Below are 5934 nucleotides of genomic sequence, written 5' to 3' on the forward strand. Positions count from 1 at the left end.
ACGTTCCCGCGCACAGGGCGAACACCGTGACGGCGGCTATCGCTGCGTTGCCCGGACCCCCGGCCCGGCGGAACCTGCGGCGCATCACGGACTGACCTCATTCTCGAGTCGGCCCCGTTCCCCCTCCGGGCCGCGAGGGGCGTCGGACCCGGAGGGGGAGGGGACGTGCGGTACCGGCGGGGACGGGCAGCGGAGGGTGCCCGTCAGATCCCGTCGCCTCTCGCCCGGCGATGCAGGAGCCAGGTACCGCCCGCGGCGGCGACGGCGAGAGCCGTCACACCGGCCGCGGTCTGTACGGGGTCGGTGCCCAGAGCACCACCGACCCCCGTCTTCACACTCCCCCGGGGATGCGCCGGCTGGGCCTCGGGCGTCAGCGTGACCAACAGGTCACCGGCCACCCGCCGGCCGCTCCCGGCGCACGTCGCGACGATCTCGTAGGTCCCCGGCTGCGCGCCCGGCGGCACCTGGAACCGCCCGGTCACGTCCCGCTCGTGGGAGCTCGGCGCCAGCGTGAACCGGCCCGCGCCGACCGCGGAGGCGTCCCCCGCCGCCGTTCCCCCGCCGCCGCACGCCGCGGTGTCCACCGTGACCTGCGAGCCCGGCGCGACCGACGACGGATAGACCTCCAGGCTTCCGGCGGAGGGGCCGTGCGACTCCGCGGCGTACGCGGGCGGAGCGGCGAGCAGCCCCGCGGTGGCCACGGCGAGCGCGGCGCCGGTCAGACCGGTCATCGCGGTGACGCCGGTCAGCAGCCGGGCGGTACGTCGCATCGATACTCCCTCGGGCTCACGAAGGGGACCCGGCCCGCGGCACCCCCATGTGCCGCCGTCGGACGCGTCCCTGCCTCTTCGAGGTAAGTGCCCCCGGAGCCGTACCGCCCCTCGGGGACGCGTCGGGGCGCGGGCCGAACGGGTGCCGGGCCGCACCCGGACGGCCGCCCCCCTTGTCGCGTTTCAGCAGGTCACCGATGCGAGCCGAACCGGCCGCGGTGAAGCACCCGAAGGGTGCGCGGCACGGGGGTGAACGGGTGACCGGGCGCCGGCGGGTGTGGCGGGTCCCGTCGCGGGGCGGGTGCGGGGCGGGGGTGCGTTCGTCCACCTGCGGCGTCCGGTTCTTCCGGCGGCGGCGTCCGTACGGCGGCGGTGGGGTGGGTCGTGGGGTGCGGAACCGGCGGACGCGCGGGCGCGTCCGGTGCTCAGCCCCGCCACTCCCCGCTCCCGATCGGCTTCCCCCGCGCCCGCAGCCGGGTGGCGACGGCGGGGGCGGCGACGTACACCCATGCCCGGACCGCCACGCCGTCCGCCGCCCGGACGACCTCCCGCATCACCCGCTCGTAGAGGTTGCGCGGATCGCCCGGAACGTACTCCTCCAGTCGGTCCAGTGCGGCCAGCAGCCCCGGATACGTCCCCGGCAGCGCGGTCACCAGCTCCCCGCTCACCACCGCGCCCGGCTCCTCGACGGCGTACGGATAACCGGGCCCCTCGTACAGCACCGCGCCCCGGAGCCGGCCGGGCTCCTCGCGCAGGGTGCGGCCGCGCAGCAGCAGGTCGTGATTGCGTTCGCCGGGGCGGAGCGTGCCGTAGACGAAGAAGGGGAGGTTCACTCGTTCACCCGCGTGGACCGTCGGCGGAGCCCCACCGCGCCGACGTGGCGCCGGGGCCTTGCGGGGAGGATTCTCCCCCCTCGTGCGGGGGAACTCCCGTGCCCCGCGGCGGCGTCGGCGTGCTCAGGGCCGTACCGCCTCCAGCCGCACCGCGCACGCCTTGAACTCCGGCATCCGGGACGTCGGGTCGAGGGCCGGGTTGGTGAGGGTGTTGGCGCGTCCCTCGCCCGCCCAGTGGAACGGCATGAAGACGGTGTCGGCGCGGATCGCGGTGGTGATCCGCGCCGGCGCCACCGCCCGCCCCCGCCGGGACACCACGGCCACCGGCTCGCCCTCGGCCGCGCCGAGCCGCTCCGCCAGCCGCGGGTGCAGCTCCACGAACGGGCCGGGCGCGGCCGCGTTCAGCTCGTCGACGCGCCGGGTCTGGGCGCCGGACTGGTACTGCGCCACGACCCGCCCGGTGGTCAGCAGCACGGGATACTCGTCATCGGGCTCCTCGGCGATCGCCCGGTGCGCGACCGGTACGAACCGTGCCCGCCCGTCCCCGGTGGCGAACCGGTCGAGGAAGAGCCGGGGGGTGCCGGGGTGGACGCCGGTTCCCGGGTCCTCGGACGCCGGGCAGGGCCAGAAGACGCCGTTCTCCTCCGCCAGCCTCCGGTAGGTGATGCCGGAGTAGTCCGCGGGGCCGCCCGCGCTCGCCCGCCGCAGCTCCTCGAAGACCTCCTCGGGATCGGTCGGGAAGCCCTTCTCCAGGTTCCGCTCCCCGCCCAGCCGCGCGGCCAGTTCGTGCACGACCTCCAGGTCGCTGCGGACACCCGCCGGCGGGGTGATCGCGCGGCGGCGCAGCAGCACCCGCCCCTCCAGGTTCGTCGTCGTCCCCGTCTCCTCCGCCCACTGCGTCACCGGCAGGACGACATCGGCGAGCGCCGCCGTCTCCGACAGCACCACGTCGCACACCGCCAGGAAGTCCAGGGAGCGGATCCGCTCCTCGACGTGCGCGGCGCGGGGCGCCGACACCACCGGGTTGGAGCCCATCAGCAGCAGTGAGCGGATGTCCGTACCGAGCGCGTCCAGCAGCTCGTAGGCGCTGCGTCCCGGCCCGGGCAGGGAGTCGGGGTCCACGCCCCACACCTCCGCCACGTGCGCCCGCGCCGCGGGGTCGGTCAGCTTGCGGTAGCCGGGCAACTGGTCGGCCTTCTGGCCGTGTTCACGCCCGCCCTGCCCGTTGCCCTGCCCGGTGAGGCAGCCGTACCCGGACAGCGGGCGCCCCGCCCGCCCCGTCGCCAGGCACAGGTTGATCCACGCGCCCACCGTGTCGGTGCCCTTGGACTGCTGCTCGGGCCCCCGCGCGGTGAGCACCATCGCCGCCTCCGGCTCGCAGAACAGCCGCACCGCCTCCCGCAGTTCGGGGACGGACACGCCCGTGATCCGCTCCACGTACTCCGGCCAGTGGGCCATCGCGGCCGCCCGGGTCTCCTCCCAGCCGGCGGTCCGCTCCCGGACGTACGCCTCGTCGGTGCGCCCCTCGGCGACGATCAGGTGCAACAGCCCCAGCGCCAGCGCCAGATCGGTGCCGGGGCGCGGCGCCAGATGCAGATCGGCGTGTTCGGCGGTCCTCGTACGGCGCGGATCGACGACGATCAGCGTGCCGCCGTTCTCCCTCAGCTCGGTGAAGTAGCGCAGGGACGGCGGCATGGTCTCCGCCGGGTTCGACCCGACCAGGATGACGCAGCCGGTCCGCGGGATGTCCTCCAGCGGAAACGGCAGCCCGCGGTCCAGCCCGAACGCCTTCCCGCCCGCCGCGGCCGCCGAGGACATGCAGAACCGCCCGTTGTAGTCGATCTGGGAGGTGCCCAGCACCACCCGGGCGAACTTCCCGAGGCTGTACGCCTTCTCGTTGGTCAGCCCGCCCCCGCCGAACACCCCGACCGCGTCCGCCCCGTACTCCGCCCGCGTCCGCCCGAACCCCCCGGCGACCCGCCCCAGCGCCTCCTCCCACGAGGCCGGCACCAGCGCGCCCCCCTCGGACCGCACCAGCGGAGAGGTCAGCCGCACGCCCGACGACAGCACCGCCGGTGCCGTACGCCCCTTCCCGCACAGCGCCCCCCGGTTCACCGGGAAGTCGGCGCGCTCACTCACCTCGACGGCTCTCCCGTCCGGGGACGGCGTCAGATTCATCCCGCACTGCAGGGCGCAGTAGGGGCAGTGCGTGGGCGTCACGGTGTCTGGCATACGGACCAGGCTGCGTCCCCGGTGTTACGCACCGCACCGGCCCCTGTTACACACCCGGAACGGCGACCTCCCCGCCGCCGGGGGCCCACGGTGAGGCGGCGGCCGGCCCCCGCTCAGACGCCGACGAGCCGGACGCGATCACCGCACAGGCGGGACATGTCGTCCGTGTCGGAGGTCAGCATGACCACCGGCCCCGGTTGGCGCAGTGCCATCTCGGCCACCGTGGCGTCGATCGCGTATTCGTGTCCGTGCAGACCGGCGGCCTTGAGCAGCTCCGCCGACGCCTTCGCTGCCCGCTCGGTCACCGGCTCGACCCTGACGCGGGACGGTGCCCACCGCAACCGGGCCGTGTTCACCCGTGCATGACTGACCTCGACGAGGGTGTTGGCCCCGACGGCGATGTCCGCACCCATGTCGTGGAAGACCTGGAGCATCGCGAAAATCTTGCGGTCCTGTGCGATCCAGGCGGAGAGGCCCTCGGAGTCCAGGACAAGGGTTCCGACGTGCTCGCTCATGCCGCGCTCTTCGAGCCACCGGCATCCGGGCTGCCGAAGATCCGGGAGCGGGCCTCCGCCAACTCCTCTTCGGCGAAGGCTCCGTACTCGTCCTGATGGCGGCGCAGATCGTCGCCGAGCAACTGGTGTCGCAGCTGACGCGCCACCGCTTCGGCGACATAGCCGGAGACGTTGTCGGTGAGCTTCCTCAGTTCGGCGACCTGCTCCGTCGGAAGCGTCACCGTGATGCGCGTCGTGTCCGCCATGGGAGCGAGCATACCGCAGTATGCGGATCGTCAGTCCGGCGTTCCCCGGCCGCGGGCCTCCGTCAGCGCCCGCTCCACTCCGGGCTCCTCGGGGCCGAGGAAGTGGGGATCGGGCCGGAACACCGCGTCCGTCGCCGCCTTACCCGCCGCGAGGACCTCCCGCACGCCCCCGTAGTACCAGGTGGCGTCATGCGGTTCGTCGACACCGACCCCGTACGAGGAGACGCCGGCCGTCTCGCACAGGGCCACCGCCCGCCGGATGTGGAAGCCCTGGCTGATCAGCACCGCGCGGTCGACACCGAAGATCCGCTTCGCGCGGACGCAGGAGTCCCAGGTGTCGAACCCGGCGTAGTCGCTGACGATCCGCGCGTCGGGCACGCCGTGCCGGGTCAGGTACCCGCGCATCGCGTCCGGCTCGTCGTAGTCCTCGCGGCTGTTGTCGCCGGTGACCAGCACCACCTCGATCCGCCCCGCGCGGTACAGCTCCGCCGCCGTGTCCAGCCGGTGCGCCAGATACGGGGACGGCTCCCCGTCCCACAGGCCCGCGCCGAAGACCACGGCGACCTCGGTGCGCGGCACGTCGGCGGCGTTGCGCAGCCTGCCGTCCGTCGTCAGACGCAGCCAGGCGGCCGGCAGCAGCGCCAGCACGCACACCGCCACCACCGCCCGCACCAGCCGCCGCTGCCCCGCGCGGGTGCGTGGCAGACGCGGACGGCTGACTCCGAAACGGCGCATCGGACGGCCCCTCCCCGATCGCTCCCCGACCCGGAGAGACGCCCGGCAGCGCCCGCCGGTTCACCTCACACCCTGTGACCAGCTTCACGCCGCCGGCGAAACCACAGGCCGAACGGCCTCACACCCACCACCGTGCACAGGGTGAACCACCGGAAAACGCCCGTCACACCCGCGCAACGGGACGGCAACGTCCCCCGGTGACGATCGAGGCATGACGGCGTACACCACGCACCACCGCACCGCCCGGCCCGCCCTCGTCGTCGTGGCCCACGGCAGCCGCGACCCGCGTGCGCTGAGCACCGTACGGCAGCTCCTGGACGGGATCCGCGCCCTGCGCCCCGGCCTGCCCGTGCACCTGGGCCACATCGAGCTGAACGCGCCGCTGCTCCCCGACACCCTGGCCCGGCTGGACGCACGCGGTACCCGGTCCGCCGTCCTGGTACCGCTGCTGCTCAGCCGGGGTCACCACGTCAAGCGGGACATCCCCGGGATGGCCGCCGGGGCCCGGCTGCACGCGCGTGTGGCCGCACCCCTCGGCCCGCACCCCCTGCTCGTGGACGCCCTCCACGCCCGCCTCACCGAGGCCGGCTGGCGCACCCCGGCG

The 5934-nt window shown here is 74.6% G+C and carries 7 protein-coding genes; 1 reads left to right on the plus strand and 6 read right to left on the minus strand.

What is annotated here, in order from left to right; genetic code table 11:
- Positions 1 to 203: 203 nt before the first annotated feature.
- The 6 genes from B9S61_RS03275 to B9S61_RS03300 form a co-directional block, all read right to left on the minus strand.
- Complete coding sequence (locus tag B9S61_RS03275; protein WP_103540828.1) at positions 204 to 770, minus strand: hypothetical protein; 567 nt, start codon at positions 768 to 770, stop codon at positions 204 to 206.
- A gap of 425 nt (positions 771 to 1195) precedes the next feature.
- A complete protein-coding gene (locus B9S61_RS03280) occupies positions 1196 to 1603 on the minus strand; it encodes a gamma-glutamylcyclotransferase family protein (RefSeq protein ID WP_103540829.1) in 408 nt (135 codons plus the stop codon).
- Between the two features lie 123 nt (positions 1604 to 1726).
- Entirely contained in the window at positions 1727 to 3835 is a 2109-nt protein-coding gene (locus B9S61_RS03285; protein WP_103540830.1) for a molybdopterin oxidoreductase family protein, read from the minus strand.
- Between the two features lie 113 nt (positions 3836 to 3948).
- Entirely contained in the window at positions 3949 to 4350 is a 402-nt protein-coding gene (locus B9S61_RS03290) for a DNA-binding protein (RefSeq protein WP_103540831.1), read from the minus strand.
- Positions 4347 to 4595 carry a hypothetical protein gene (locus B9S61_RS03295; RefSeq protein WP_103540833.1) on the minus strand — a complete coding sequence of 83 codons (249 nt, stop codon included), beginning with the start codon at positions 4593 to 4595 and terminating at the stop codon, positions 4347 to 4349. The genes B9S61_RS03290 and B9S61_RS03295 overlap by 4 nt, the downstream gene beginning before the upstream one ends.
- Before the next feature lie 30 nt (positions 4596 to 4625).
- Positions 4626 to 5330 (minus strand): vancomycin high temperature exclusion protein, encoded by a 705-nt coding sequence (locus tag B9S61_RS03300; protein WP_103540832.1) that lies wholly within the window; start codon positions 5328 to 5330, stop codon positions 4626 to 4628.
- A 211-nt stretch (positions 5331 to 5541) separates the two neighbouring features.
- Here B9S61_RS03300 and B9S61_RS03305 point away from each other — a divergent pair.
- On the plus strand, positions 5542 to 5934 hold a 393-nt coding region (locus B9S61_RS03305; protein WP_181007214.1), incomplete at its 3' end, for a sirohydrochlorin chelatase.

It is taken from the genome of Streptomyces sp. SM1 (assembly GCF_002910825.1).
Classification (GTDB): Bacteria; Actinomycetota; Actinomycetes; order Streptomycetales; family Streptomycetaceae; genus Streptomyces; species Streptomyces okerensis.

Excerpts from the sequence above, each read along its gene's own strand:
- B9S61_RS03275 (WP_103540828.1), bottom strand. The coding sequence starts at position 770 with ATGCGACGTACCGCCCGGCTGCTGACCGGCGTCACCGCGATGACCGGT.
- B9S61_RS03295 (WP_103540833.1), bottom strand. The coding sequence starts at position 4,595 with ATGGCGGACACGACGCGCATCACGGTGACGCTTCCGACGGAGCAGGTC.
- B9S61_RS03300 (WP_103540832.1), bottom strand. The coding sequence starts at position 5,330 with ATGCGCCGTTTCGGAGTCAGCCGTCCGCGTCTGCCACGCACCCGCGCG.
- B9S61_RS03285 (WP_103540830.1), bottom strand. The coding sequence starts at position 3,835 with ATGCCAGACACCGTGACGCCCACGCACTGCCCCTACTGCGCCCTGCAG.
- B9S61_RS03290 (WP_103540831.1), bottom strand. The coding sequence starts at position 4,350 with ATGAGCGAGCACGTCGGAACCCTTGTCCTGGACTCCGAGGGCCTCTCC.